We start from the raw sequence: 26,478 nt of genomic DNA, 5'->3' as shown, positions 1-26,478 counted from the left end.
TTAAGAAACCAATTTCGCGCGCCAGGGCACGGGCTCTTCATGTTCGCCCGCCCAACCACCACCTTTGCAGCGATTCGAATAGCTTCCTTCAAACCCTAATATTTTCAACATCGATAGTTCAATATACCATATCCCAAGTTGTAATGCTTCATACCTAGCCATGTTGGGAATTTTCGCAAGTGTCTTTCTTTTATCCTCGTTGGCATGAACGATCGCGTTTCGTATCCTGACAAAACATTCCGGCCCATCAAGAATTTCCGTAACGCTATTCTTATAGGCTGTGAGGTGTTGTAGCGAAGAAGGAATTTCAAAATTCGCATCCAGTTGATTTAAAAGAACGCGGATCTTGTTTGCGGCCGAAATGTTTGTTGCGTCTGGGCCCATTAGGATACCCTTTTGTTCGACGACTAACCAATTATAGATGAGTTCCAGCGCAGTTTGCGCAAGAATTAATGAACCTTCTACCAAAGCAGCATTTGAATTTGCTTCGGCATACCAGTGCACGGCTGTTTTGAGAAAATCAAAATCAAGTTCATCTTTCGCTATCTCTGACCATTTGCTCCACAATTCTCCTAACCCTTCCACTCGCATGTGGCATGGCCACGTCGGTACAGATTTGAATTGCTCACATATGTACCCTGAGTAGTCCGTCCAGATAACTTCGTCATTGTGCATTCCTTTCAATATCACGGGGCAGCACCGTCGGCCGTTCAGGAACGTTAGGAAATGTGAGAAACTGATCAATAATTCATGAAGATCTGAGAACGCGATGGTTCCTTTTTTACTTTCAATAGTTCCTCCATAGAGTATAAGATAACCTCCCGCTATAGTCAATGTGCGATGCTTACTGTCAAACTCTTCAATTTTGTCGAGGTTTATGACGAAGTTACCATTTTCAAACGTGAGCCTACTTCGGCTAGTTTGAACTTTCGTGCCGTTCACCCGCTTCACGGGTTCACCATAAAAGTATCTCAGATTTAGAATGCCAAAATGTATTTTGGATACCGTAATGGATTTATCGCCCAATACGACAGAATCAATAAGGTTTCCTTCAAGTTCAATTTCATCACCATGTGAAATATGTGTAAGGTAGGCGTTGCCAACGATTAGCGAGTTCACAACCAATTGAACTTTTGCAGCACGGTCGTCCCACATTAATGGATTTCCGCTGATGACCTTTCCAGAGAGTTTGACCCCGATATGAGGAAACCATCCGAAAGAAATTGTCCCCTCCAGGCCGACCGTTTTGTTGTTTTGCGAAAGCTCAAATGGCCCGGTATGGATGGCAATCTGCTCATTGGGCTGATTCATCTTTACAGGGACATCAATAATATCGGGATACGCGCGCCATGCTTCCATATTGGACATGATTGTGCCGATGAAGATACGAAGATGCATCATAGCACTTGCATCCGTTCTCTTACAGCATCGCAAATTCTTATATTGAGAAACCAAAAGCATTTTCGGTATGGCAAGAATTGTAACTTATGAGAAGCCGGCTGATTTCATTCGCGCTAACAGGGAGTACATTTTTGGCGATTACTATGCGCACTACCACTTAATTCATACCATTGAAGAGTTGAAAGCACAAAAGATAGAATTGTGTGAGTGCTATAATATAGTAGATGACGATGGATCCTACAAAACATGAACTCCTCCGAATGGAGATTGATTGGTGAAGCAATGAAATTGTGAAATCCCGATCTTATTAACTTATTATAGGTTGGTTAGCAAATTATGGTTGGGCGCATATACAATCAGTTAGTTTGATCTCTCAAATTGCACACTTTTACAATTACTGCAAAGAACATTAAAGTGATGTACGCTAATGGAGATGACACCTTTACTTGGGAGGAGGGAAATAATAATTGTGGGTTTGAAGAATTTTTCAACTAAAGGCTGATACCTGCTTCTTTGCACCATTTTTGAATCTCGTCAAATGTCACTTTATCAATGAGGACGCCTGCATTACAATCGCCATATCCACGCGAATGCACCCCAATTACTCGATAGGTCTTATCTTCCTCAATCCAAATGGGTGAACCGCTGTTGCGTTGTTCAGTATATAAGTCATAGCGTATGAACCCGTTTTCAATTTGAAAATTATCAGTCTCGCTAGTCCACATTGTGTGCTCATCCTTGTCACGAGGCGATCCAGTGATGTGAATGAGTTTTAAATCCGCGCTGACAACCGGGGCGATCTGATAATGACCTTTTACTGATTGGTAAACCGAATCATCCGGAAGAATTATTACAGCAAAATCGCGCGTAATTTTAGCATTAGCCCAGTAGCCCTTTTTAAAAAAACTAGACCGATTCTTTTTCAGCCCTACGACCTTTTTTATTGTATACTCTTCCTCGGCAATTGAACCCATGTACAAGGTGGCTTTTTTAACTTTTGAAAAAACGAATGGAAAGCTTTTGCTAAACAGAAAGAAAGCAGTGTTATGTCCAGCAGTAAGGATAACTCGCGGATGAATTAACATTCCTGTTCCGAGATTGATGGACCACCAGCCGCGCTCAAGTTTCATGTAACACGTGTAGTCGTTGGGAAGTTGTTTTTGCAAAATTTGTACCCTTTTGGTGGGATCAGGTTGGCACGCCAGCTCATTTTGAGTGAAAGCGGTGTGACCACCACAAAGAAGTGCGACGAATACAATTATTCGTATCATAAATTTTGGATATAATTATTTAATATTCTAAACAGTAGTTCCCACGCCAGCCTTCATTCAGCTTCATCTTTTTTTTGTCGGGTGCCCTGAAGTCTTTGTAAGCATCTTTCAATAGTTGGTCAAAATACCTTTCAACTTTTGCGCCCTTCGACTCAAGTCGGTGAATAAATGCTTGATCGTACTTCATGCGTCCGCTATGGGAACTGGCTAAAAATCCATTTTGGTACATTTGGGTTCTTTTATACAGAAGCCTAGCCATTGCCTTAGCCATAATTAAACCACTTAAGTTAGCGCGCTTTTCACTTGCCAAACGAGCATCACCTGTCGAGTTGTCGAGCAGTCCTGCCTCATTATCAATGGCATGTCCAAGTTCATGCGCACCGATGAAAAGAAATCTGTATGACCTCGCCAAAGTTTTTATGTTTGAACCATAGATTTTGCCTGCGTTGCAGGCAGTTTTGTATAAAGTAATCTGATCATCTTTGTAGACTCCATGCACGATTCCTCGTGCCGTATTACGCTGTGACGGGCAAAAATTCCAAGACTGAATGTTATGAAATACAGGGAGTAGTTTCATTTGAATCTGCGTCCACTCAAGCCTGTTCGAATCTTGTGAGGGAATGAAGAAGGAGTGAAATGTGCTTCTATAATCGCGGTACCAACTCAATATCTCTTTGTCGGGATCGGGCACTTGTGCCAGAGCTTTTATAAACGGGGGTGTTTCTATAATGTCCCTTACAGCATCGTATTGATGTTGAAGGAAAAACATACTAAACAAAACCATGTCCGGAAGAGACGGGTCGTATCCATCGCTTTGTTGCAACGACGTTCCAGGAGGACATTCCGTGCTACGTCCCTGAGAATATTTTGGACAAGCAAGTTCCGGACTGTTGAGAGCGATAACGGTTAAATCTTCATGTAATCTTCCTTTATTAACCTGCTCTACAAGCCGATGCTCAAGTCGATATGCAACGCAACTTGTACAGATAATAGCGCCAATTATTAACCTCCCTAATAGTGATAAATTCATTTGTCCTTACTTTGCGACTTTATAGTCTAATGCTAACCGAAACTGATTGGAGTCTAGAGTTGGAATTCCTGAACCTGAATTCGGGATGAAAACCGAAAACTTGATATTTACTTTGTCCTTTATTAGAATTCCAGCTTCAATTCTAGGACCTTGAGGAATCTCAGCATCTTCACCGAAAAACGTCTCCAAATCGGATTGACTCATGATGCTGGCCATATATCTCACCTGAAGCCATGCAACACCACCTTCTTTATAATCTTCATTGGCTAACCAGGCGCCAGTTTGCAAAAAGAGCCCTCCGTCAAACATAAAAGAAGGTATGAACTTAGAGTCACCTGTGTTTATATCTCGTCCAGTAATTCCTTTGGCGGCACCAAACGCGGCTAATTTGATAAACGTGATTTTGCTTTCTGACCTAATTAGATTGACGTACAAGTTTGTGGACACATTTAATACCCCGCCTATTGGGCTTATTAAATTCAAAACTGCTTGCTTGTTAATTTCATTGGTGCCAATCTCTCCGTTTGTAGCTCCGACTAACAAGTAGATAGGTAAGTAGAGTTTATTTATTTCACCAATATTTATCTTTATCAGTTCCGCAGTTGCTTGAAGTTGACCTTCAAAACCATAATCAATAAATCCGCGTGAAAAGGTTTCAACATCCTGCTTCTCTTCGGCAAAGGATTCAGTGTCCTTCGAGCTTTCAATTTCGACAGTTTGAGCATTGGCACTAAGCGACAGCAAGCAAATTAGAATTGTGAAAAATACAATATGCATAAATGGTTGGTTATTTAACTTAAATAAAAAAGCCCATCCACCCTCCAGCCATTTTGGCAAGGAGGAAGTGGATGGGCTCCGGACAAATATAAAAATTTAAACCACTAAAGGAGCATCTATTCGTGATGAGTACTGGTTATTTTAATAGATTCGTTCAATACCATACAAAGAATGGATCTTACGACAAACCCGATTAGGCCGAATAATTTTTAAACGCCTTCTCCTTTTCTCTTCTTTTTAAAGTCTTATTATCTGAAAAGATTGGCTAATAGGCCGACAGCGTTACCATGGCTATTCAATGTTGCTGCCCGAGAGGGACCTTTGGTGTTTTCAAACCATGCTAATGAGGTTGTGAACCACTCTTCCAAATTCTCTATCGGGGCTTGCAAGCTTTGCAATTGGAATGAAGGTCAGAAAACAAACTGCTCAACATTCAATATTAAATCCGTGATGCTTCCATATTGGATATTTCTTGCTGTGCTTTTGTTCTGATTTTCTTTGAACATTTTGTTACTTGTTCGAAGCTGATCTATGGTTTATTTGGATCTAACAGTTGTTTCGTGAATTGTGTGCGATCTCTTTCTTGTTCTAATCGATTATGTTTTTTATTGATGACCATTTCCAAGCTTGCCCCTGTAATAATGCGATGATCAACATCATTTAACGTTCCTTTCCATTTTCTAAAATGATTTGAACTGTTAAGAATTTGGATGACGAGCTTGAAATATTTCAGTTTCATAGTGGTACTGCGTACTCATTAAAGGGTTACAGAAGAGGCTGCGGCATGCCTAGAGTTTACAAGGTTGTTGAATGTACTAGAGTAACCGTTGAAAGGTACTTTGGGGCAGCTAGAGGTCAACAAAGATGGCATGTTCTCATCCCAGCGGGATCACAAAAAACACCATACTCGATCCGGCTCGGTTTTTTGTTCTAGGAGTGTGCGACAATTCAAGCAATCACTTAAATATTTTTTTAAACTGGGTACCTACTTGGCTATTAAATTATGTAAAATCTAGTCAGCTGGGCGCAAATGTGGGAGAATTCGTTCCTAAGTTGGTATCATGGTGTGAACTAACCAATTAAAACGAATAAATGCCGCATGGAAACTTTAATAAATATAAGAATTGAATTGCGCAAGAAGTTATAAAGAAACTAGAGGTCGTCATTATTGATACGGTTACTAGAACCATTAAAGCACACGTAGATTATATTAGAGAAGAGCCTAAAATGTATACACGCAAAGAAGCGGCACAAGCGTTACGCATTACTTTACCCACCCTTCGACAATATGAAATTCAAGGGCGCTTAATTCCCAAAAGATCCGGTAAGCGCGTCCTGTACCCTAAACATGTCATCGAGCATTTCATAGCTTCCCTTTAGGCTTGAAGTTAAAAACAGCCCGAAATTCGGAAAAGAACAGAAGCGAATTTACTCAAGAACTAGAAACGTAATCCCATTTCGAAAAATCAGGATGTTTTTTTAATTGAACACAAAAAATAATTTTGTTCAACTGATTGTTCAACTGCAAAATAAAAAAACCTCGAATACAAATCGTATCCGAGGTTTCATGAGGTCTCGAGCGGATTCGAACTATCTATCCTCCATTTACCCATCTTGTCCTTACTTGACTGAAAGCGTGTTTGTGACTACACTAGCGCTACATTTAGGCTAAGTAAAATTAAGGGAAGTAAGAATTTTGTTACCCTGATTGTTACCCTGCTGTAAAACCCAGCTATTTAACCGTCGTATATATCCCTATGAAGAATGTTCATTTCAAATTACGGGCTCAAGGTAAATCGGATCCTGTAATTGTGCTTTGGGTATTCGATTCACGTTTTAAAAATCGAAAGTTTAAGTACAGCACAGGAGAAATAATCGACCCTGAATTGTGGATAAAAAAGAAAGAACGAGTCAAGATCATTCCTTCAAAAGAGAAAGAACTGGTTTTACTAAATAATTACCTTGATCAGTTAAGTCAGTTTGTTCATGAATTTCTAGCAGCCAAATATAAAAGCATCACCCTCCTTAGAGAAGATTTGAGACGGCATCTAAATGCCATGAAAGTAGATGAGGAAAAGCAAAAGTTAATCAAACAGCAGCAGGAGCTTGAAATAGAAAAGCAGAGGCTTGAAAAGGAAAACAATTTTTTCAGTACCTGGGAAAAAATTGTTAATACGACTAAAAACAAAGATGGGTTGCCAATTTCTGAAGGAACTAAAAGATCCAAACGTCAAACCCTCAACCTGGTGAAAGAGCATTGCGCGAAAAATAAAATCAATCTGACGTTCGAGAACCTTGATAAAGTATATTATCACGATTTTGATAACTACATGATCGAAAAAAATTTCAGCCCGAATAACCGCGGTAAGCACTTCAAAGAAATCAAAGCAATTCTACGCGAAGCAGAAGATCGGGACATTAACGTTAACCCCGCCTTTCATAAGAAGTCCTTTAAAGTGATCAGAAGGGAATCTGACTCTATTTATTTAAATGAAATTGATATTAAAAAACTACTTAAGGCTGGACTAAGTCCAGCGTTAGGTAAACTCCGTGATATATTTATTATGGCGTGCTATACTGGGCAACGTCATTCTGATTGGCACCAGATCAGGAAGGAAAATATTATCATTGAAAATGGAAGAGAAATATTAAAAATATCACAGCAGAAAGGGAAAAAGATTGTCCATCTGCCGATGCATCCAATTGTCAAGTCAATTTTAAATAAATACGGAGATAATATCCCTAAGGTAATCACCAATCAAAAATTTAATCTTTTCTTAAAGACCATAGGGGAAAAAGCCAAACTTGGTCGCATAACAATAAAAGGCAACATTGTTGAAAAAAGCGAACAAATTTCCACTCACACGGCCCGCAGATCTTTTGCGACAAATGCGTATCTCTCCCGGTCGATGCAGGTTTATGAGATAATGAATTGCACGGGTCATAAATCTGAGGCAAGCTTCTTAAAATACTTAAAACTCAACGGAATGGATTATGCAAAACTTGCTGCTGAAAGTAAATTCTTCAATGACTTTGAATTGCTCGAATTAAACGTTGCTTAATCAGAACCAAAGTTTGCTCACCAGAAGAGCTCTATGGGAGGAAGTAGTGCTGAAAGCTAATTCTAAAACCCCGACAACTCCAATTTACGGAGGTGCACATAAATAAAAAAATAGTTATTCTTTCATAAAATCCGGTTTTTGTCAGGAAAACCAGACAACAAACCATTTTAATAGCACCTTTTGACGCTAACATGAAAAATTAGCTTTCCTCACCTTGCGCCTGTTAATGAGACGCAATAGGCACCAGGATTACATCAAAGCTTTTGGGAAGAATCTTAAACGTCTGCGGCTTTCAAAAAATCTTACCCAGGAAGAGCTTTGTTACAGGTCTGGTTTACAGCTTAGTCATCTAGGCAGGATTGAACGAGGAGAAAGAACATTAACGTTACCCACTATTTATGTCATCGCGACTGCGTTAGGCGAAGAACCGAAAACTCTCCTTGATTTCAAGTTTAAGGCGAAGAAAGAAAGCTAATTCTAATTTATTGTGTATGAGGCGTGCAACTGTTAATGACAGACAGTTAGTAATTGACATTTTAAAAAAATCGTTCGACGACAATAAGAGTGTCAACTACGTTGTAAAACAGGACCAAAAGCGTGAAGATCGGATTAAGGGGTTAATGGAGTACTCCTTTGATCTCTGTAATGCCTTTGGAGAAGTATGGATGTCTGAGGATCTGCAAGCATGTGCTTTAATACTTTTCCCGGACAAGAAGAAAACTTCGTTAAGAACGATTCTTTGGGACGTTAAACTTGCTTTGTCAGTAATAGGGTTTGATAGAGTGAGTACGGTTTTAAAACGTGAGTCAATGATAAAGACCCAACACCCGAAAGAACCGTTTGCCTATCTATGGTTCATTGGCGTTAATCCATCAAAGCAGGGCAGGGGAATCGGCAGCGCATTTATTCAGGAGGTTATCGACAAATGCGAAACAGAGCGGCGGCCAATTTATCTTGAGACTTCAATGGAGAGGAACCTCCCTTTTTATCAAAAATTTGGTTTTGAGATTTTTCAATCGCTCGACCTGAGCTACAAATTATATCATTTACGCAGGGTATAAGCATCGCCCTGCTCCATTGTTTTGCTGGCTTTCTGCATTATTGACTAAGCGTCATGGTGAGTTAAATTTTTTGTTATGTATTTCCTGAACACAGATATGCACATGGTTACGTTTACCATAACCATGTTTGAAGTAGTAATGCTGGTTTTTCAGATTATCTATTTCTTGCAGAGACCCAGTGATAAAAGCAGACTGCAATATTTAATTTTACTTTTGTGCCTGATCGCCCACAATATTTGTAGCGGGTTATTTCCTGACCCACAATTTGCTATCCCAATTATTGTACAAAACATCATTGCTTACCTGGTCGGTTTTATTATGTCGATGTATGTGATTTACTATTTCTATAAAGTATTTGAACTTTCTGATCTGAAGTTTTTCGCGACCTATGGTTTGTTGTTCTTCTTATTCCTTCCTTTTGTATTTCTTTTCGTGGTGCCTTACTTGCTTACGGGTAACGTGAGGCTAAGCGCACAATTAACCGTGGTTGTTCCATTCTTGTATGCATTGGGATTCATCTATTATACTGCCAGAGCATTAATTCTTAAATTTCGAACGTCTAAAAAAGAGGGTAAGGCGATAGATGATCCATTGTATGAGCATGCGATTGCTGCTTATATTTCACTTGTTTGCTGGGCATTGCTTCCAGTCATTGTCTTTTTCGGAGACTTTCAGGTTTTGGAACATTCGGTCACGAATGCAGGATTTCTGATGATGACGATAATATATGTCAGGTCTTCTATCAAACAATCCCGAAAGGAATATTACAAGCTTCTGCAGTCTGAAAAAAATCTGCAACAACTAAATAAGGATTTGAAAAGGAAGGTTCGAAAGAGAACCAAGAAGCTTGAGCAAGTCATTAAGGAGCGCAAGACGACTTTTGTCAACCTTGCCCATGAGACCAAGACACCTCTTACCTTAATTAATAATTATCTATCCGATTACATCGAAAAGCACGGAGAAACAGAAGAAATTCAGATCATTAAAAAAAATATCGATAGGTTAACGACTGACATTGTGAATTTTTTCGATGTTGAATCTTATGAAAAGGGGTTCGGTATCTACAACCATGATGAAGTTTCTAATGTGACGGAGCTAATATCTTTCAAATTAGCTTTGTTCGAATCCGTCGCACGAAAAAAAGATCTCGATTTTCAATGCGATCTTCAGCCAAATCTTTACGTAAAGGGCCACCCAGGCGCATTGGACAGGATTACCAATAATCTTGTGGAAAATGCGATAAAATACTCGGAGGACAATGGGCATGTATGTGTAAGGCTAACAGCCAATGATCGCCATCTTAACTTTTCGGTTACGAATAGCGGCCCTGGCATCCCGGAGGATCTTCAACGAAAAGTTTTTGAACCATATTTTAAGCTTTCTCTTTCGCAAAAAACTACTGAAGGAATGGGTTTGGGTCTATCAATAGTGAGACGGATTGTTGAAGATCTGAATGGGCACATAACGTTAAGCAGCCATCCTATAACTGGGACGGAAGTGGACGTAAAACTGCCTTTAGCTTCGCTTGAGCCTTCGATACATTTAGAGGAGCATGACGTATTGGATTTTCAAATTCCCTTGGCAGCGGAACAGGCTACCGTACTCCTCGTGGAGGATAATAGAGAAATGACCCAATATTTAGCGATGAAGCTGGCACCTCATTATAATTTGGTTGTTGCGTCGAATGCCCAACAGGCGCTGGAAAAACTGGATACGATTACGTCGTTGGATTTAATAATCTCTGATGTAATGATGAAGGAAATGGATGGCTTTCAGTTTCGTGAACAGGTTAATCTAAGGAAAAATTTTGCACATATTCCCTTCATTTTTTTGACGGCAAAAGCGTCAAGTGAGGATAGAATAAAGGGTCTAAGCCTGGGCGCCATTGACTACATTGAAAAACCGTTCAAAATACAAGAGCTGGTTTTTAAAATTGACGCTCTTTTTGCCAATCAGAAAAGCCAACGCGAAGCCTTGATAAACCATGCTTATCGATCCATCCTTTCGAAGACTGATGGAGATGTCGCCGAACAATCAAAAATTAGTATTGAGAGTGAAAATCGTTATAAGCTTACTTCAAGGGAAATTGATATTATCAAACTTCTAGTCACAGGTAAACCGTACAAACTGATTGGTGATAATTTGCATATTTCTGACAAAACGGTGGCGAAACACATTTCAAATATTTTTTTAAAAGTAGGAGTGAGCAATAAGCTGGAACTGATAAATAAGCTTGATTTTAGTCCCATATAGAGACCTACGTTATTTGACGTACTTAATTTCTACTACGTGCTGTATCATTTAAATACGTTTTAATACAACTAAAATAGTATTCCATATTTCAAATTCCGGCTGGATATTCATCCTTCGTAAGCAAATGGCTTAAGAAGGGGGAGTTTGCCGTGGAATATGAATTGGTTCATATTGAGTCCGTTGTAGCAAAGGTTTTGCGTTTGACTCTTTGCGGTGAGTTAACGGATGATGAATTTCAAAAAGCTGAGAAATTCTTATCTTCTGAGTATGTACGAATAAAGACCGTTTTCAGAAAAACAGTTTTGCGTCCTCAGGGAAAAGCATATTTCAAGGAGTACTTTGGCCTCCACCAAGTCGCTCTCGTTGAGTTGATGGACAACATTTTTGATACCCGTGCCGAAATGTCAGTGCGCACTAACACATATTCTTCTGTAATTGAATTTCTCTTTCGATCAATCGATAATCTGTTGTCATTAATCAAGGATGAGTTCTTCGGATTTTTTCTGGATGGCATTGCTGCACCTAAATGGACGGTCGAACAGGCGCATAAAAATTTATCTTCCAAAATGGAGGTCTTAAGAATCATTACGGCGAATCGATATGTTGAATCCGAGTTGATAGATCCTTTGCTATCAGTCTTTCATGACAGTTTGTGCGATCGCAATGGTAAAATGACTTTTAAACAAGTGGACTATCTAACATTGCTGTATGATGAGGTTGTGAAGATCGACTTTTCAATTGACGACGGAAATTGGCGTAGAATGAATCTGTGCAATACCTTAATAAAGCTGAATTTTAATGATCAACAGTTCTTTCAGTTTTATAGCAACCACATAACGCGGGCACTGCTGAGCTGTGAAACGTTGTCCGACAGGATCGACCAAGCCGCTTATTTTTATAAAATTATCAGTCAAGTGACCGTGATTAATGGCGTTGGTTTAAATAATTCCGCCTTAGACATCAAGCATCAATTACTTGAATGGATGACAAGTGAGTTGGATTATCTTCGTCAAAAGGAACGGTTGCAAATCCCAGCAAAGACCGATAGCCAAATCAAAAATGATTTTAAAATTATATTTGATTTATCAGTCTCGCAGCTGGCATACATTTTCAAAATATTTATAGATACCGGAGTTATTCAGAATAAAAATGCCTCCGAGATTATCCGCTTTCTTTCAAGATTCGTAAAGACTAAAAGAGCTGAATCCGTTTCTTATGAAAGTTTACGAGTTAAATTTTATGATGCAGAAAGTGGCACTAAAGATGCAGTGAAAAAAACATTGCAGTCGTTGCTTAGTTACATTAATAAACATTAACCCCTTTCACCATGACACTAAAATTCATTTTGATCTGTGCAGGAAGTTGGATGTTAATTTCCTGTAATTCTAAAAGCAATTCTAATTCAGACAGTGCGGATGCTTCCGGTGTTTTCGTTCGCGAATATGCAATTGAGGTAACAAATCCGAATACTGGAGATAAGATTGGGATGCGACAGGTCCGAGATTCAATTTTTATTGAAAAAGAAGAGGACGGGTACAAAGTTACCAACCATAAATGGCGAATGAATGACTATGATCAAGACGGATGGGTGGGTATGGACCATGCTGATGACCGGCCCTTACCTACATTCCTTGCTTTTTATGATGAACAATCATCGGAGCTACGAGCTAAAGGTCAAAAGGTTTCTCATTCCATTTTCATTGACCAGAAGAATGGGAAGTTATTTAAAAACAGATCGAAGGATATCGAGTATTCGAAAGTTGAATGATTTCTGCCAATGACCCAAATCTTTTTATCCGGTTCGGCGGGTACAAGAGATGTTGGCAGGACTCCTGTCCAATACTAGGTGGTACAAAACGGTTTTTGAAAGATGCTGCGTTAAAACACCAATGGTTTATTCCGGTGCACTAGGTGTTGAAACAAAGGGACTGGCCGAATTTTCCTTCATCTGCGACCGTTGGTGAGAAATCGTTACATTTAAGTAAAGCAACACTCAAAAAAAATGAAGCAGATAACAGCTTTTTTAAACCGTCCATTTGTCCGATGGGCGGTTTTTATATTGGTTACAGTGTATCCAACAATTGATTTTTATTTAGAAAAACTTCAGTTGATTAGGGAAATGAATTTAAAAATTGATTGGATCTTAGTGATTCAAATATTACCTAGGCTAGTTTATGGCATTGTTACTGGCTTACTTTTTCTGCTCTTCATTAAAGCTCAATCATCATATTATAAAGTTGAAGAAGTTCAAAAGGAGTTGTTAAGGTTAAACCAACTTTATAAGGAGCGATTTAAAATGATAAAATTTGGTGACACCAATAAGTTATTCTCTAAAGATTTTGAAAAGAATTTGTGGAGGAACCGGCTGTACTTAAAAGAACCAGACGATAAGAGGGCGGTTGATGAATACATCGAAAAACAATATAAGTACTCGAACATTGATTATAATGGTGTGCCTATTCCATTGGAAAAAAGCGTTCCAAATCGGTAAGTGATGTGCAATAGAAAAAATTAATGCAGTTGAAGATATGGAAAGAGAAATATTTACGAAGGGATTCATTAAATCCGTCGATGAATATTTTGAATCGTTGCGTCCGTTTTACGATCATGATTTACGCTATTTACCTGAATTAGCGACTCTGAAATTTGAAATATTGAACTGCTTGATGCTTGGCTTCTATCAAGCAAGCATTTGTACAACTAACCATTTTGTTGAAAGGATGCTGAAACTTTCATTGATGAAAAATCATACCAAAGGTTATAATTATTCAGATATGGAGACCTATACAGTAAAACTAAAGGAGAGTAAGAAATTTGATGACTTAACATTGAATCAATCCTTGGCTTTGGCGCTTGAAAAGGAATTGATAAGCAATGAACAATACGAGTATTTAAAAAAGATAAAAAATCATATCCGCAACCCGTATTCTCACGCTCATATTTCGAAAATTACTCAAGGTGCACCAGAATCCGTTAAGATGTTCAGATTCAGTTTTGATGATATAAAATCAAGACTTGGGAAAAATGAAAACCTAGGCAAACCAGAGTCTATTGAAATTCCCAGTTATTCACCTGCGATTGCTCAATTTTATCAAGAACATGTTTCTAAATTGTTAGGCTTTCAATATTTTCGGAATGTATATGCCATTGCTAGAGACATCGAGAAAAAAATTTAAATTAGATCGCCATTTCGTGTAAACCCCATTTGACAAACTCTACGGGCGGAAGGAATTTTAAGTTTGCTTTTCTTGCAAAATCTCGAACATATTGAACTGTTTTTCGGCGTTGGGTTATAGTACCACCGTAAATATTAAATGCACTTTTCGCAGCAATAAAACTGTTGCCAAGTAATAGCCTTTTGTTGTTTAGAGAATCGAAACCATATCCAAACACTAAAAGTTTTTCCGCTTTTCTCATTACATTCTTTACGTCTCGGTCCGATATATCATCGTGGATAAAATAGATATTGTCTCTTACTTCTGAAATTTTTTTAAACTCACCATTGTCATATCCGAATTCAATTTCCTTTTCCAGTTGTCGCGTACCATTTAGTGTTAAATTTTTCGGTTTCAACTCTGGAAGACAACCTATCCTTCCATATACGTGAATAATGTTGTTGTTGATGAAATTTTTAATCTCATTATTTGAGTTGAAAAACGTTAATAAAAACACCTCTAAAATTCTGTCATAGTTAAAGGTGATAATCATTAAGTCGTCGCTGTTAAACAGGTTTTTATCGCTGATGAAGGATGCGAGTTCTGAAAACCAAGTTTTTTGCCTTTTTTTAGAAACCTCGTTCAAAATATTTTTAAAAGTCGCCCCATACCTTCCGTGACTATCTGGTATTCTATGCCCTTCCCAACCAAGGACGTGTGCAAACGTCAATATCCTTGCGATGTCTTTAAAATTCTCCCGATAAGGCTGATATTCAGGAAAATTTTCAACTTCATAAATAAATGCATCAAGTGAATGGTTGTTATCAAATCGAAATAAATCTAAATGCCGTAAAAAGCTTTCTCGTACAGAATGATCATTTAAATGAGGAAGTATTTGAAACGCTTTTGATAAATATCCCTTTCCCTTTGAGGTCCGATCAGTTACCCTTTCAGAAATTCCTTGAATTAAATCAAACCCCAATCCGCTACCTTCATTAATTTCTTTGTTGGCGCCTGCTCCAATAATAATTGTGGTTTTTGGAATACTCATAGTTTCGGATTAAGATAACCTATTATTTTTTTATCTTCAATGGGAAATGCCTTTGAGTGTATGGGAAACCGAAATATTACCTGAAGGTGATTTCTCTTTGGCAATGGCAACGGAAGGTTTAATCCAATTGATTAGCCTTTCGAAAGTTCCTTACCGTTATCGGATAAAATTTAAGAGTCAGACTGATCTTGGACCAACTTATTCAAGCCCTCGGCAATTTCCTGATGGATTAATTCGTTCCTTTCGTTTATCCTTAAACCAGCTTCCGGCTTTCGGCAGGTTTGTTAGAAGCCAAAAATCCCCTAGTGAATACGTAGATGTGAAACGATAAATTTATTTCCCTTCATTTTTAGGGCCAATAAAGTAAACTCAACATGGCTCTAACGTTTTCCGATGCAAGGAACATCTCTATAGTAGATTACTTATCGAACTTAGGCTGTCAACCAACCAAAATCCGCGGCAACGATTATTGGTATCATTCCCCCTTCAGACTTGATAAAGATCCTTCCTTTAAAGTAGATAGCAAGTTAAACGTTTGGTATGACCATGGAATCGGAGAGGGTGGCAATATCATCGATTTGGGAATGAAGCTCCATCAATGCACCACTCACGAATTCATGATAAAGCTTTCCAATTCGAATCTACTTAACGATTTTTCTCTTCACCAGAAACCCGTTGAGCCGCCTGAAAATAAGTTAGAGGTGGTGTCGATAAAAGAATTTGCCGCGCCGGAACTCATCGACTATATCAACCGCCGCGGGATCGAAATATCATTGGCAAGGCAATATTGCAAAGAAGTCGGCTTTAAGATCGGTCCGAAAATCTACAGCGCCGTAGGGTTTCGAAACATCTCCGGAGGATATGAGCTTAGGAATAGCTGGTTTAAAGGGTCGTCATCCCCGAAGGACATTTCCTTCATTGACAATCACTTCGATAAACTTTGCGTTCAGGAAGGGTTCATCGATTTCCTTTCTGTAATCCAAGTCGATGATAGGCGGATAAAGGAACTTAGTAAAGATTCTAATTTTTTAGTCCTCAATTCCCTGAGCATGCTTAATAAGAGCTTGCCTATTCTCGGGCAGCATACGCATGTAATTCTATTTCTCGATAATGACGACGCTGGAAAAAAAGCCAAGGAAGCTTTGACCTTAAAAGGAATTACTTTCCAAGACGGTTCGACAATCTATTCATCATTTAAGGACATGAATGAATACTTGCTGAGCAAGACTATGAGCGTCCCGACCTTAACAAGGTCACGTGGAATTCATCGGTGACCTTAGCCAAGGTCAGGCTTGACCTTACTCAAGGTAACAGCCGACCTTAAGCAAGGTGCGGACCCACCTTAGCCAAGGTAAGAGCTGACCTTCATAAGGTAGCTGCGCACCTTAAATCAAACCAAACGAGTACATTTTCAGCCACTAATTCTAAAGCCATGAATAAAGTAGTGATCTACCTTGAAAGTAAACAAGCAATTTTTCACGGTGCTCTCATTTTAATGATGTTGTACGTTCCGCATGCCGGAAATCTATTCATGCAACTGGAGCACATCGATATGACGTTTTCCGGGTTTACAATCTTTAACTGGTTTTACGGAGTGGCCTTAGCGGCTGTTATTGAATTTCTGATCCTCGTATTCCTTATCAATGGTTATAGAATGACCGGGAAGTTTTATGCGGTTGTAAGCTTCTTTCTCAATTTCTTCTATTACGATTATTGGTTCATTTCGCTTCAAGATCCAACAATTGAGAACATAAAAACCATGGTGATTAGCCTGTTCATCTGCTTAACACATTCATTATCGGTTTGGCAGTTAAGCGAATTGTTCTACAAAAGGTTGATGGATGAAAAAGGCAAGAAGATAGAATTTTGGTGCTATGAATGTGACGCAGGACCATTTCAAAATAAAAAGTCCCTTGAAGGCCACATTGCTAAGATGCACAAGACGAAGAAATCTGAAACCATTAAAGGATTAGATCCTAAATAGTCCTTTCAAAATTTTACTTCAACTTTAATAATTTTTTGTTGCTGATTATCAGTGACTTTGCGAGGGTACTAGTACCGTTGTAACTGTTCTCTACTGACTATTCGTCATTCCTTTGAGTCATAATTAAACACAAGCAATTATGATCAATTTAAAGTTCAGGTTTTGCAAAAAGCCAGATAACCCAAGGGTTATAGAGGATGATCTTTTAAAATGTCACTATGATTTTTATCCCTTAGAGAAGTCTTTAAATGTTGAGGAGCTTGAAGGGATAGATGCCGGTCTTCGAGCATCAGCAAGATGTACATTTGTATACACAAATGGATCTTGTCATCCCTTTCGCCTCGGAACTCGGCGCTTCATAGATATCAAAACTCTAGCAGCATGAGTCCTAGAAAGACCAGCGATGCTCTCGATAAAGTAATTACACTGCGCGTTTCCGCAAGCTTCTTCAATCAGCTTGAAGAAAAACGAAAGAAGACGAACTGCCAAAATGTAAGCGAGATGGTAAGAGCCATCCTTTACAAGGAGAAGATTATGTTCTACTATACCGACGCGACCCTCAATTCCACAGCACTGGAATTAGCTGGGATTAGAAAGGAGCTAAACCAGATCGGTATCAACATCAACCAGGTAACCAGGTTCTTTCATGAAACAGATTCTGTAAATCAAAAAGCGTTTCATGCATTAAAAATTGCGGAAGACTATAAACGGGTTGAAGCAAAAGTTGAGCAGTTACTGATTATGATTTCTGAAATCGGGAAAAGATGGTTGCAAAAATGATAACGGGTAAAACGATGAATGGAGCGCTTAACTATAATGAGAATAAGGTCAAAGAAGGATTGGCGGAATGTATTGCCGCAAATCTGTTTCCATGCCGGCCCGAAGAACTAAATTTCCATGAAAAGAAAAACAGATTTGCTAATCAGATCAAACTGAATCAGAGGTCGAAGACCAACGTTGTGCATATCTCCTTGAATTTTGGGATAGGGGAAAGGTTAGATAAGGAGAAGCTGAATGCTATCGCTACAACCTACATGGAAAAGATTGGCTTCGGGAACCAACCCTACTTGGTATACCATCACTTCGATGCCGCACACCCTCACGTTCACATTCTTACTACGAGTATTCAGGACAATGGCAAGCGGATCCCTCTCCATAATATTGGGAGGAACCTATCTGAAAAAGCCCGCAAGGAGATTGAAGAGATGTTCAAATTAGTTCCGGCAAGCGGGAAGCAAGTTATTAAAGATGTGCTCTTAGATCCAAGGCTGTTGGAGAAAGCATCCTATGGCAAATCCGAAACTAAAAGGACCATTTCAAAGATTGTCGGGACGATTACCAGGTCTTATAAGTATACATCCATCCCGGAATTAAATGCTGTCTTACAACAATATAATGTCGCGGCAGACAGAGGAAAGGAGGGCACAATGATGCGGCAAAAGGGTGGACTCCTCTATAGCATTATTGACCAGAAGGGAAATAAAGTGGGAGTCCCAATAAAGGCCAGTTTCATCTACGGGAAGCCGACATTGGCAAATCTTGAAAAGCAATTCAAACTGAATGAGGTCTTGCGCGCACCCTTTAAAAAGAAGTTGCAAGAGAAAGTTGACGATGTGCTGTCGGCAACGTCAAATTTAAAACTGATGACTTTTATAAACGCCTTAGACCAACAAAATATTAAGGTCGTTCTCCGGCAAAATGATGAAGGCAGAATATACGGGATAACTTTTGTCGACACTCATAATAGGACTGTATTCAACGGTAGCGACCTCGGCAAACTGTATACAGCCAAGTCAATTCTCAATCGCCTTTCAGATTTGAAGGATCAGAAGGCGCAAATTTCTCGTGAAACTTTAAAACCAAAAACCGCCCCGGTGCAAAACACGCGCGATTATTTGCCCGATAAGAATCAATCCGTTGAAGTAAGCCAAATGCTACATACTTTATTTCATGCTAAACAATTTGATTTTTCTTCAGAGCGGAAACCGAAAAGAAGAAAGAAGAAAAAAGGTCGTTCACTTTAAATCAATATACAAATGTCACTACAAACAGGAGAAAACGAACAGGCACTAAGAAAGATCATAGATTTTATAAGATTGGCAAGCATCATTGTCTTGATCTTTCACTTTTATTTTTTCTGCCATGCTTCATTAAAGGCGTGGGGCTATACATTAAACTTGGTTGACAACATACTGATTTCATTAATCAAGACAGGATTATTTGATGGTATTTATACATCCAAAGTAATGGTGTTTATGCTGCTCGTCATTTCGTTGATCGGGGCGAAAGGCAAGCGCGATGAAAAGATAAGTATCTCAAGTGCGGCTCTATTTGTAATGATTGGGTCGGCATTGTTATTCTTTTGTCACTTGATCTATTGGGTATCACTAAAGCTTGATGACCAAACGATAATTTACATTACCGGAACATCAATAGGATACATCCTAGTTCTTACCGGGGGAACGTGGATTTCGAGGATCTTAAAAGTGAAGTTGATGAAAGATATTTTTAATAAAATGAATGAATCATTCCCCCAGGAAGAGCGACTGTTGGAAAATCAGTACAGTGTCAATTTACCTGCTAAGTATGTTTTTCGAGGAAGGGCCAAAAAAAGTTGGATAAATATTATCAATCCCTTTCGATCGCTACTGGTGATCGGAACGCCAGGCGCAGGTAAATCTTACTTCGTGATCCGGCACGTTATCACGCAGCACATCAGGAAAGGTTTTTCAATGTTCATTTACGACTTTAAATATGATGACTTATCACGCATTGCATACAATGCACTATTAAAATATCGAGGTGAATATGATGTAGATCCTTCCTTCTATGTAATCAATTTTGATCAGATATACCATCGGTGCAATCCATTAGATCCCGCAACAATGGTTGATATAACAGATGCGACAGAATCTTCACGAACGATTATGCTGGGACTCAATCGGGATTGGATCAAAAAGCAAGGGGACTTCTTTGTCGAATCGCCAATAAATTTTGTGACAGCCGTAATCTGGTTTCTGAAAAAATACGACGACGGTCGTTATTGCACTTTGCCTCATGTCATTGAATTGATGCAGCTGGATTATCCGACGCTGTTTAAGTTACTCCGTACTGAATCCGAAATCGAAGTATTGATCAACCCTTTTGAATCCGCTTACCGGAATGAAGCCATGGAGCAGCTCGAAGGTCAGATAGCAAGCGCAAAGATTGGTATGGCCCGTTTGTCGTCACCTCAACTGTATTACGTGCTTTCCGGAAATGACTTTACACTAGACATCAATAATCCGGATGATCCGAAGATTGTTTGTATGGGCAATAACCCAATGAAGCAGCAGATCTATGGCGCCGTTCTTTCGCTTTACATATCACGGGTCATTAAACTGGTTAACAAAAAGCATCAGCAAAAGAGCAGTTTGATCTTCGATGAATTTCCAACGATATACTTTAATGGAATAGATAACCTTATGGCAACCGCCCGGGCAAATAAAGTAGCGACAACTTTAGCAGTACAGGACTACAGCCAGCTTAAGAAAGATTATGGAAGGGAGCAGGCAGAGGTGATCATGAATATTGTTGGAAATGTGATCAGCGGGCAGGTAGTTGGAGAAACCGCGAAACTTTTATCCGAACGTTTTGGAAAGATTGTGCAGGAGCGCGAAACTTTATCCATCGATGGTTCAGAAACTTCCCTAAGCAGATCTACGCAGTTGGATTCTGCAATCCCTCCATCCAAGATTGCAACACTTTCTTCCGGTGAATTTGTTGGAACGGTTTCAGACGATCCTGATCAAAAAATTGATTTGAAGGTATTTCACGCTGAGATCATCAATGATCATGAAGCAATAAAAGTTGAGGAAAACGCCTATCGAAAAATTCCTGGTGTCAGAAAAATTACACCACAGGAGATCCAGGATAATTATTACAGGATCAAACAAGATATCAAGGACATCAAAGAAAAATTGAAAGCAGCTTAAAATTACATCGTTATGGAACTGAAAATATTTGCCGAAGAATTACAGGCCAGGATGAAGACCGCTATGGATCAAATCACGTTGGATCAGCCTGATGTTGTGATAAGAACAAGCCAACTGATTACTTATATCGAAAGCACCGTGCTCGAACTCAAACGGTATGTTTTGAAGTATAAATTCAAAACCGTCGAAGAGGAGATCGAATTCTTTAAAACTATTAAACCAATATTCATTAGTCAGCTTTGGTATCATAAAAAGCTTTTTAAGATTCGATTGATTGAATCTTTTAATGATATGGAAACCCGGATGAGGTACTATCAACGGCTCTTGAAATCCCTGGAAAACTTTATGTTGAAGCATCGGGAGTTTTACCATTATACACTTGCTCATTCGAATCACATGGATGAAAAGTACTTTACAAGGGTGAATGCCTCTAAAGGAAGAATTGAAAATGATGAAAGATTTTCTGCGCACTACGATGAGAAGGTTGCTCGAATTCTTACAAACGAGCTTGTAAAAGAATATGTATTTGGAGCGATCCAAAAAATAAAAGCAGGTGCCCCCGGCGATTCGTCAATGACTCCAATTTCCTGGACTGGATCAAAGACCGATTTGATAGAATTGATTTACGGGTTACATGCCACAGGTGTTTTCAATAAGGCTGCGTCCGATCTAAAACAAATTGCAAGTTATTTCGAAACAGTGTTCAATGTTAGCCTTGGGAATTATTACCGGACATTCCAAGAGATACGCTTAAGAAAAAGCGGTCAGGTAAACTTTTTGGATACCGTTCGAAAAAATCTTATTCAACGTATTAATGAAAGTGATGCATGAATAGTTCTGCTTTGTAATCAGCAGTCATTGGGTCGATTCCGATCGGATGATCTTGAATCAGTAAATTACAAAGATGTTCTACCATTTTAATTGGGCCAGGGGCACCGCGAAAAATTTGATCAAGGGTATAACGACACCACGTTATGATGGCGATTCGGATACCTCTCTCCGCGAAATGCCATTTCTTGATCTACTTGGCCCTTTTGTTACCCAAATGTTACCCGTTTTGGCGATTTTAGGGATCCGACAATTAGTGTCAACACCCAGGCAAGTAAGGTTTTCCACGCCACCAAAAGACGTGATTTCAAGTGACAGCCATCGTTTATACATTCCGGAAATTTTAGTCGAGCTCCTGGCTTAATTAATTAGGTTTTCCTGATAAGGCGGATGGTAATTTTCCTCTTTTATATATGGCTCTAATAAAAACTCGAGAGGTTCTAATTGGATACAAGTGTCCTGTTGAATTTTTCTCAATAACAGGCTTTTCCAGGTCGCCAGATATTAACCCGTCCCCGTAAATCTTTCGAATAACTAAAAACGCTGCAGCCATGGAAAATACTGCGGTATCAAGCGTGGCGTGTTTAGTAAGATTCTCAGGGTCATGTTTGATTTTGTTATAAGATGTCCACCAACGTGGAATGTGAGTGTCTAGGGGTCTCGTTGTTTGGTCCCAGGATAGGAGCGCTTCAAATGGATTTACCCTCTTGTTATCTCCCAAATAGGTATGAAGTGTTGAACTTCTAAGCTCTTCCTTGCTAAGGTTGAAGAATGATTCAAGGCTCAAGAAGTCTTTAATTTTCAGGAGTTTTTTTGGGGGAATTTCGAATAGCTGCCTGTAAGCCTTCCTACAAAGCAATTCATACAGGTTGCAAGATTCTCGTATAATCGTCCCATATCTAGCTGACGTGGTGTCCTTGTTTGCCAGAATTGGAGTCACATATTGGAACGACTCAACAAATATCTCCTCGATTGAAAAATATGTATTTGCAATAACCACGGCATCAGGAGAGGTATTTTTTTGATAGTAATACTCCTTATCAGACACTGATTTCATAAAGAACACTTCATGTTCCTTTCCATTGTATTCCGGATTCCGTCGGGGCGTTGTAGAGTGTTGAATAGTCCTCATTTGGTCATTTCACTATTTTGTAATAAGGCTTATTTGATTATCAGGCTTCTTATGAATTGAATTGCCTGCCTCGTCATTGGTTCCAAAACTCCATCTATTGGAAGCCAATAATCCCCAACGGTTTTAACATCATATTCTTTGCCGCCAGGCTGGGGAAATAGTTTGTTTATTAATCGCGTGGCTTTTTTCAATTTCCTTCTTCCTTCACTATCATTTGGTTTTCGTCCTGATCCATGGGCACCCATCTCTGGTCTCAAACAATAAATTAATTCCATCAACTCACTTTTGTATGCTAAGCGGCCAGAATACATTATCCTATGTTTTTCGAGAATGCCATTAAGACGGATTACATAATTTTTGTTGTGCCAACTCTTTAACCCATTTGCGGCCAGTTTAAAATTGCGAGAGCCTGGCGTTAAAATCTCTATTTTAAAGAGAATTTCGTAACGCTCGTAAAAACCTGGACTGATATAATCTAGATCATGAGGAAAATGCTTGTTATTAAACACGGCTCTGGTCATCACCAAGTACAACCATTGATGTTCAATCTCATCGCAAACCTCAACAACCTGCTCATTTGAAAGCTGAACTTTATCTACTTTATTTTCCATGAATAGGTTTCGAATAAAATTAGGCCAACGTCGTATCATGCTCGCGGCAACGGGATAATATACTAGCACCTCTACTACAACACCAATTTAATTATCTTTTCATTTCTATACTATACAGGCACTTTTTTAGTAACCCGTCGGCGAATCGCACCTTAACCTTGAACAAAACAAAGCCCGGATCACGTCCGGGCTCGCATACATTTTCAGTGGTTTCTTCAATAGTCGTCCTTAAACATTTTAGTAAGGTCTCGCGCAAGTGGCTGTTCAGCTGTTGCAGAGAAGCCTGCTCCCAGGACAAGATTTAAAATTCGCATTTCACTAAAATAATTATGAAAAGTATGATATCTGAGATTAATATAAGTTGCTAAGGTTATGCGTCTAGGAGTCGCCCGTTGAAAATAAGTTTCACAAGCTACAGAGCAATCCTGTTGGGTAAGAGTATTTCGACTATTTCAAAATATTGATCAAAGGTTAGAAATTCTGTTATTGGGTGATTGTCGACCAATGTCAGCTTATCGTACACATTTCATTTACTTTTAATATTTGCCGAATCGAATTAGCCACGTTGTTGTTAGTTCTTTTCTCCATGGCATCAATGGATTTAAGAAGTCCTTCCTTGGTATCGACTTTAAATAGAACTTTTGCCTTGTCGAAAAACCTTTTGGAACAAGTTTTTGTAAGTATTGGAGTCACATAATATTCACTTGTTTCAGCATACCAATAGAACTTGTCGTCTCCATAAAACAATAACGAAATACAGTATAATAATTTATCAGCTTCCAAAATATTGTCCCATGTAATTCGGTTATTTACCCTTGCCTTAAACATGTCAGAAACAACGCTATTCGTATTAAGGTTAAATTTCTTTTTCTTTTTTTCGTTCAGGCTTCTAACATAATTTCGAAATACAAGGAAATTAGTCTCTTCAAATTTGTTCCTTCGTTTATTTTCAATTATTAAAGGTGTGTGCAAAATATGTGCTAACTCTATATATTGTTCACGCGCATTCAGGTAAGATGTCAGAAGTAAAAAGAATTCATGATAGAAAAATAGAATTGCATCACATCGCATGTATCCAAAAGTATAATGGCTGCCTTCCAAACATTCCAAATTAACGATAAAGCTTGTGAACTTTTCCAAAAAAATATGTATTTGATCTTTATCAAACTTGGAATAGGAAACAACTAAATCCAAAAATTCGATAAAGTCATCTCTTAAATACTTACTCTCGGTTATCTTCTTTTCGATTTCTTCGATGTAGTTATTGTCGTTCAGTATGTTGATTGGAATTTCGAAACCTGTAGCACATCGAAGAAACGTGTCCAAATAATCTTGAATCAAATAGGGGACAATTTGTTTCTCGTTTACTATTGCGTTCCTGAGAATGTTGACTTTATTGGAGGTGGGCAAATATGTTGGCTCGTCGATCTTTAGAAATACCGGCATATCACCTATTGGTGGTCGAGTTGAAGATGGTTTCCCATATATGTCCCTCAACAGCTTTTGATACTCGTCGTAATATTTTTCTTCGTGAAACAAATCGATGTAAATTCTATTGCTAATCATCGTTGGCATATATGCGTGTCCGCTTTCATCGAATTCGAAGATTACCGGAATAAATTTTGTCTGCTCTACTGAAGAATAGATTTCTGTTGTAATGATTTGGCTTTCGTCACCGACGCCACCTTTTCGGTTGTTCGCCTTTGCTGCATAGTCTTTGTTACAAATTAGTAGAACCTTCTTTACCGACGAGTCATTGACCATTCTTTCCATAAAATGATATTTGTCCTGCCCAGTGTTTAGGTCCCAAACATCAATTATGACATGAACTCCATCAGCAGATAGTTGCTTAGCAAATTCTATAACTTTCTGCTGGTGTTGAGCAGGAGTCCAACTATACGAAACAAACACCTTGGGTGAATCAGGCTTGACCATAACTAGCGCTATATTTTTTGTCAAGGTCTAACTTTTTTCATTTTTTTCAGTATTTCAGTTGAAATACCAGGGTGGTATCTGCACAGTATAATGAAGGATTTTTTGGGAAAAGTTGAGAAAGCCTTAAATTTAGCTGGGAGCGGGGTGAGGTGTCTATCAATCATCCTCGCTTTTTTTGTGTAAAATAATCTCCGTCGCCAATGGCTAAATTTCTTACAACCAAGCAAATTTCATCAGAACTTGAGGAGTTAATCCGAGAAGCAGATAAAACGCTATATCTAGTTAGCCCTTATCTAAAGCTCTCAAAGGACTTTCAAGAACTAGTCAATTCCAGAAACAAGAACGAAAAGAAGACTATCATTATTTACGGTAAATCGGATTTGACTCCGCAGCAATTACAGTTTCTTACTGGATTAAGATTTGTCTATCTGAAATTCCACGAAAATCTCCACGCTAAGGCCTATGCAAATGACAACAAATTGATCCTTGGCTCAATGAATTTCTACGAGTACTCTATGATCAATAATAAGGAAATGGGTGTATTGTTTGATAAGAACAACCCCAACGACGAAGAAATTTATAACAAGGCCTTGGAGAAAATAAAGTTCATTGAAGACAACAGCGATGACAAACCATTTGAACTGCCCTCAACGCAACATGAAAAAGTTGCAAAACCATCTAAATCTGAAGCTGTTGCAGCTCAGCAATCGAAGACTAATATTAAGGTCGGTCTAGGATACTGCATCAGGACCGGGGTAGAGATCCCCTTCAACATTGAAAAGCCATTCAGTACAGAAGGCTACAAGAAATGGAATGAGTATGGAAATCCGGACTACCGTGAAAAATTCTGTCATTTTTCTGGCGAACCGTCTAACGGCGAGACTAGCATGCTTACGCCCATTATGAAGAAGAATTGGAAGAAGGCAAAGGAGATTTATCGGTTATGAGATCTT

Annotated in this window: 25 protein-coding genes; 16 read left to right on the top strand and 9 right to left on the bottom strand. The window is 38.8% G+C overall.

The features are described 5' to 3' along the window. Positions 1–1,401, bottom strand: coding sequence for a hypothetical protein (locus P2W71_RS25835; RefSeq protein WP_276374316.1), 1,401 nt, complete (start codon positions 1,399–1,401; stop codon positions 1–3). 67 nt (positions 1,402–1,468) lie between these two features. Between P2W71_RS25835 and P2W71_RS25830 the strand changes: the two genes are divergently transcribed. Further along, positions 1,469–1,651: a hypothetical protein gene (locus P2W71_RS25830; RefSeq protein ID WP_276374315.1), complete on the top strand. Its 183-nt coding sequence runs from the start codon at positions 1,469–1,471 to the stop codon at positions 1,649–1,651. Positions 1,652–1,892: 241 nt separating this feature from the next. Here the strand turns inward: P2W71_RS25830 and P2W71_RS25825 are convergent, their stop codons facing one another. From P2W71_RS25825 to P2W71_RS25810, 4 genes are all read right to left on the bottom strand, one after another. Continuing rightward, positions 1,893–2,672 carry a hypothetical protein gene (locus P2W71_RS25825; RefSeq protein WP_276374314.1) on the bottom strand — a complete coding sequence of 260 codons (780 nt, stop codon included), beginning with the start codon at positions 2,670–2,672 and terminating at the stop codon, positions 1,893–1,895. A 19-nt stretch (positions 2,673–2,691) separates the two neighbouring features. After that, a complete protein-coding gene (locus P2W71_RS25820; RefSeq protein WP_276374313.1) occupies positions 2,692–3,702 on the bottom strand; it encodes a hypothetical protein in 1,011 nt (336 codons plus the stop codon). 6 nt (positions 3,703–3,708) lie between these two features. Then, the gene (locus P2W71_RS25815; RefSeq protein ID WP_276374312.1) at positions 3,709–4,479 is read right to left on the bottom strand and encodes a hypothetical protein; all 771 of its coding nucleotides are present in this window, start codon (positions 4,477–4,479) and stop codon (positions 3,709–3,711) included. A 529-nt stretch (positions 4,480–5,008) separates the two neighbouring features. After that, positions 5,009–5,218, bottom strand: coding sequence for a hypothetical protein (locus tag P2W71_RS25810; RefSeq protein WP_276374311.1), 210 nt, complete (start codon positions 5,216–5,218; stop codon positions 5,009–5,011). A 1,018-nt stretch (positions 5,219–6,236) separates the two neighbouring features. Between P2W71_RS25810 and P2W71_RS25805 the strand changes: the two genes are divergently transcribed. The 8 genes from P2W71_RS25805 (at position 6,237) to P2W71_RS25770 (ending at position 14,031) form a co-directional block, all read left to right on the top strand. Then, positions 6,237–7,541, top strand: coding sequence for a site-specific integrase (locus tag P2W71_RS25805; protein WP_276374310.1), 1,305 nt, complete (start codon positions 6,237–6,239; stop codon positions 7,539–7,541). Between the two features lie 226 nt (positions 7,542–7,767). Further along, a complete protein-coding gene (locus P2W71_RS25800) occupies positions 7,768–8,016 on the top strand; it encodes a helix-turn-helix transcriptional regulator (protein WP_276374309.1) in 249 nt (82 codons plus the stop codon). 16 nt (positions 8,017–8,032) lie between these two features. Beyond that, the gene (locus P2W71_RS25795; RefSeq protein WP_276374308.1) at positions 8,033–8,602 is read left to right on the top strand and encodes a GNAT family N-acetyltransferase; all 570 of its coding nucleotides are present in this window, start codon (positions 8,033–8,035) and stop codon (positions 8,600–8,602) included. A gap of 75 nt (positions 8,603–8,677) precedes the next feature. Beyond that, positions 8,678–10,855 carry an ATP-binding protein gene (locus P2W71_RS25790; RefSeq protein ID WP_276374307.1) on the top strand — a complete coding sequence of 726 codons (2,178 nt, stop codon included), beginning with the start codon at positions 8,678–8,680 and terminating at the stop codon, positions 10,853–10,855. A 149-nt stretch (positions 10,856–11,004) separates the two neighbouring features. Next, positions 11,005–12,171, top strand: a complete 1,167-nt coding sequence (locus tag P2W71_RS25785) for a hypothetical protein (RefSeq protein WP_276374306.1) — start codon at positions 11,005–11,007, stop codon at positions 12,169–12,171. 11 nt (positions 12,172–12,182) lie between these two features. Beyond that, a complete protein-coding gene (locus P2W71_RS25780; protein WP_276374305.1) occupies positions 12,183–12,623 on the top strand; it encodes a hypothetical protein in 441 nt (146 codons plus the stop codon). Positions 12,624–12,857: 234 nt separating this feature from the next. Beyond that, positions 12,858–13,346, top strand: coding sequence for a hypothetical protein (locus tag P2W71_RS25775; RefSeq protein ID WP_276374304.1), 489 nt, complete (start codon positions 12,858–12,860; stop codon positions 13,344–13,346). Positions 13,347–13,383: 37 nt separating this feature from the next. Continuing rightward, positions 13,384–14,031, top strand: coding sequence for a hypothetical protein (locus P2W71_RS25770; RefSeq protein WP_276374303.1), 648 nt, complete (start codon positions 13,384–13,386; stop codon positions 14,029–14,031). A gap of 1 nt (position 14,032) precedes the next feature. Here the strand turns inward: P2W71_RS25770 and P2W71_RS25765 are convergent, their stop codons facing one another. Beyond that, entirely contained in the window at positions 14,033–15,061 is a 1,029-nt protein-coding gene (locus P2W71_RS25765; protein ID WP_276374302.1) for a hypothetical protein, read from the bottom strand. 374 nt (positions 15,062–15,435) lie between these two features. On the opposite strand from P2W71_RS25765, the gene P2W71_RS25760 reads away from it, so the two are divergent. From P2W71_RS25760 to P2W71_RS25735, 6 genes are all read left to right on the top strand, one after another. Beyond that, positions 15,436–16,335 carry a toprim domain-containing protein gene (locus tag P2W71_RS25760; RefSeq protein ID WP_276374301.1) on the top strand — a complete coding sequence of 300 codons (900 nt, stop codon included), beginning with the start codon at positions 15,436–15,438 and terminating at the stop codon, positions 16,333–16,335. Between the two features lie 158 nt (positions 16,336–16,493). After that, on the top strand, positions 16,494–17,045 hold the full coding sequence (locus tag P2W71_RS25755; protein ID WP_276374300.1) for a hypothetical protein: 552 nt from the start codon (positions 16,494–16,496) through the stop codon (positions 17,043–17,045). Positions 17,046–17,426: 381 nt separating this feature from the next. Then, positions 17,427–17,825 carry a hypothetical protein gene (locus P2W71_RS25750; protein WP_276374299.1) on the top strand — a complete coding sequence of 133 codons (399 nt, stop codon included), beginning with the start codon at positions 17,427–17,429 and terminating at the stop codon, positions 17,823–17,825. Then, the gene (locus P2W71_RS25745; RefSeq protein ID WP_276374298.1) at positions 17,810–19,069 is read left to right on the top strand and encodes a relaxase/mobilization nuclease domain-containing protein; all 1,260 of its coding nucleotides are present in this window, start codon (positions 17,810–17,812) and stop codon (positions 19,067–19,069) included. The genes P2W71_RS25750 and P2W71_RS25745 overlap by 16 nt, the downstream gene beginning before the upstream one ends. A gap of 12 nt (positions 19,070–19,081) precedes the next feature. After that, positions 19,082–21,019: a conjugal transfer protein MobC gene (mobC, locus tag P2W71_RS25740; protein ID WP_276374297.1), complete on the top strand. Its 1,938-nt coding sequence runs from the start codon at positions 19,082–19,084 to the stop codon at positions 21,017–21,019. Positions 21,020–21,031: 12 nt separating this feature from the next. Continuing rightward, a complete protein-coding gene (locus tag P2W71_RS25735; protein WP_276374296.1) occupies positions 21,032–21,850 on the top strand; it encodes an RteC domain-containing protein in 819 nt (272 codons plus the stop codon). Between the two features lie 361 nt (positions 21,851–22,211). On the opposite strand, the gene P2W71_RS25730 is transcribed toward P2W71_RS25735, so the two are convergent. The 3 genes from P2W71_RS25730 to P2W71_RS25720 all read right to left on the bottom strand — a co-directional run bounded on the left by P2W71_RS25730 (position 22,212) and on the right by P2W71_RS25720 (position 25,549). After that, positions 22,212–22,979: a hypothetical protein gene (locus P2W71_RS25730; RefSeq protein WP_276374295.1), complete on the bottom strand. Its 768-nt coding sequence runs from the start codon at positions 22,977–22,979 to the stop codon at positions 22,212–22,214. Between the two features lie 29 nt (positions 22,980–23,008). Next, complete coding sequence (locus tag P2W71_RS25725; protein WP_276374294.1) at positions 23,009–23,590, bottom strand: hypothetical protein; 582 nt, start codon at positions 23,588–23,590, stop codon at positions 23,009–23,011. Positions 23,591–24,097: 507 nt separating this feature from the next. Continuing rightward, entirely contained in the window at positions 24,098–25,549 is a 1,452-nt protein-coding gene (locus P2W71_RS25720; protein ID WP_276374293.1) for an SEFIR domain-containing protein, read from the bottom strand. Between the two features lie 176 nt (positions 25,550–25,725). On the opposite strand from P2W71_RS25720, the gene P2W71_RS25715 reads away from it, so the two are divergent. Continuing rightward, positions 25,726–26,472 (top strand): phospholipase D family protein, encoded by a 747-nt coding sequence (locus P2W71_RS25715; RefSeq protein WP_276374292.1) that lies wholly within the window; start codon positions 25,726–25,728, stop codon positions 26,470–26,472. The last annotated feature ends 6 nt before the right edge of the window (positions 26,473–26,478 follow it).

Source organism: Chryseolinea sp. H1M3-3, assembly GCF_029360725.1.
GTDB lineage: Bacteria > Bacteroidota > Bacteroidia > Cytophagales > Cyclobacteriaceae > Chryseolinea.
This window is presented reverse-complemented; position numbering and strand designations above follow the sequence as displayed.

What these genes read in the sequence shown, in the direction of transcription:
- P2W71_RS25835 (WP_276374316.1), bottom strand. Translation starts at nt 1,401, where the DNA reads ATGATGCATCTTCGTATCTTCATCGGCACAATCATGTCCAATATGGAA.
- P2W71_RS25830 (WP_276374315.1), top strand. Translation starts at nt 1,469, where the DNA reads ATGGCAAGAATTGTAACTTATGAGAAGCCGGCTGATTTCATTCGCGCT.
- P2W71_RS25825 (WP_276374314.1), bottom strand. Translation starts at nt 2,672, where the DNA reads ATGATACGAATAATTGTATTCGTCGCACTTCTTTGTGGTGGTCACACC.
- P2W71_RS25820 (WP_276374313.1), bottom strand. Translation starts at nt 3,702, where the DNA reads ATGAATTTATCACTATTAGGGAGGTTAATAATTGGCGCTATTATCTGT.
- P2W71_RS25815 (WP_276374312.1), bottom strand. Translation starts at nt 4,479, where the DNA reads ATGCATATTGTATTTTTCACAATTCTAATTTGCTTGCTGTCGCTTAGT.
- P2W71_RS25810 (WP_276374311.1), bottom strand. Translation starts at nt 5,218, where the DNA reads ATGAAACTGAAATATTTCAAGCTCGTCATCCAAATTCTTAACAGTTCA.
- P2W71_RS25805 (WP_276374310.1), top strand. Translation starts at nt 6,237, where the DNA reads ATGAAGAATGTTCATTTCAAATTACGGGCTCAAGGTAAATCGGATCCT.
- P2W71_RS25800 (WP_276374309.1), top strand. Translation starts at nt 7,768, where the DNA reads ATGAGACGCAATAGGCACCAGGATTACATCAAAGCTTTTGGGAAGAAT.
- P2W71_RS25795 (WP_276374308.1), top strand. Translation starts at nt 8,033, where the DNA reads ATGAGGCGTGCAACTGTTAATGACAGACAGTTAGTAATTGACATTTTA.
- P2W71_RS25790 (WP_276374307.1), top strand. Translation starts at nt 8,678, where the DNA reads ATGTATTTCCTGAACACAGATATGCACATGGTTACGTTTACCATAACC.
- P2W71_RS25780 (WP_276374305.1), top strand. Translation starts at nt 12,183, where the DNA reads ATGACACTAAAATTCATTTTGATCTGTGCAGGAAGTTGGATGTTAATT.
- P2W71_RS25775 (WP_276374304.1), top strand. Translation starts at nt 12,858, where the DNA reads ATGAAGCAGATAACAGCTTTTTTAAACCGTCCATTTGTCCGATGGGCG.
- P2W71_RS25770 (WP_276374303.1), top strand. Translation starts at nt 13,384, where the DNA reads ATGGAAAGAGAAATATTTACGAAGGGATTCATTAAATCCGTCGATGAA.
- P2W71_RS25765 (WP_276374302.1), bottom strand. Translation starts at nt 15,061, where the DNA reads ATGAGTATTCCAAAAACCACAATTATTATTGGAGCAGGCGCCAACAAA.
- P2W71_RS25760 (WP_276374301.1), top strand. Translation starts at nt 15,436, where the DNA reads ATGGCTCTAACGTTTTCCGATGCAAGGAACATCTCTATAGTAGATTAC.
- P2W71_RS25755 (WP_276374300.1), top strand. Translation starts at nt 16,494, where the DNA reads ATGAATAAAGTAGTGATCTACCTTGAAAGTAAACAAGCAATTTTTCAC.
- P2W71_RS25750 (WP_276374299.1), top strand. Translation starts at nt 17,427, where the DNA reads ATGAGTCCTAGAAAGACCAGCGATGCTCTCGATAAAGTAATTACACTG.
- P2W71_RS25745 (WP_276374298.1), top strand. Translation starts at nt 17,810, where the DNA reads ATGGTTGCAAAAATGATAACGGGTAAAACGATGAATGGAGCGCTTAAC.
- mobC (WP_276374297.1), top strand. Translation starts at nt 19,082, where the DNA reads ATGTCACTACAAACAGGAGAAAACGAACAGGCACTAAGAAAGATCATA.
- P2W71_RS25735 (WP_276374296.1), top strand. Translation starts at nt 21,032, where the DNA reads ATGGAACTGAAAATATTTGCCGAAGAATTACAGGCCAGGATGAAGACC.
- P2W71_RS25730 (WP_276374295.1), bottom strand. Translation starts at nt 22,979, where the DNA reads ATGAGGACTATTCAACACTCTACAACGCCCCGACGGAATCCGGAATAC.
- P2W71_RS25725 (WP_276374294.1), bottom strand. Translation starts at nt 23,590, where the DNA reads ATGGAAAATAAAGTAGATAAAGTTCAGCTTTCAAATGAGCAGGTTGTT.
- P2W71_RS25715 (WP_276374292.1), top strand. Translation starts at nt 25,726, where the DNA reads ATGGCTAAATTTCTTACAACCAAGCAAATTTCATCAGAACTTGAGGAG.